This window comes from Mesorhizobium sp. M4B.F.Ca.ET.214.01.1.1 (assembly GCF_004791545.1).
GTDB classification, from domain to species: domain Bacteria; phylum Pseudomonadota; class Alphaproteobacteria; order Rhizobiales; family Rhizobiaceae; genus Mesorhizobium; species Mesorhizobium abyssinicae.
This window is the reverse complement of sequence record NZ_SRUX01000072.1, coordinates 1-441: the sequence shown is the minus strand read 5'-3', so window position 1 is coordinate 441 and position 441 is coordinate 1. Positions and strand designations below refer to the sequence as shown.

The 441-nt window shown below is 62.6% G+C and carries 1 protein-coding gene and 1 pseudogene; both read left to right on the top strand.

What is annotated here, in order from left to right:
* On the top strand, window positions 1–277 hold a 277-nt coding region (locus EN857_RS33340; RefSeq protein WP_281036051.1), incomplete at its 5' end, for a rhodanese-like domain-containing protein.
* A gap of 5 nt (window positions 278–282) precedes the next feature.
* A pseudogene (locus EN857_RS36020) lies at window positions 283–441 on the top strand (GNAT family N-acetyltransferase); the annotation flags it as partial.

The window sequence follows — 441 nt, the reverse complement described above, 5'->3', positions numbered from 1 at the left end:
CCGTTCCGGCCATATGCCGGGCGCTCACAATGTTCCGGACGCCGCGCTCGCCGAGAATGGCGAGCTACTGCCCAAAGACCGCTTGCGCAAGGTCATCGAGGATGCCGGCATCGATCTTTCGAAGCCGGTCGTCACTTCCTGCGGATCGGGCACCACCGCTGCGGCGATCACGCTGGCCCTGGAGACGCTTGGCCATACCGACAACAGGCTGTACGACGGCTCCTGGACCGAATGGGGCGGGCTCAGCGATACCCCCGTCGTGACGGGCAAGGAATGATGGCGATGGAAAATGGTGTGCCGGAGGATATCGATGTCACGGTCACATTCCTCGAAATGCACGCACCACCGGCCGCATCGCCGCCGCTGCCGTACAACCGCCAGATCGCGCTCTTGAAGACCAAGGACATCCCGCTGCATTTCTATCGCTACCTGATGGATCGC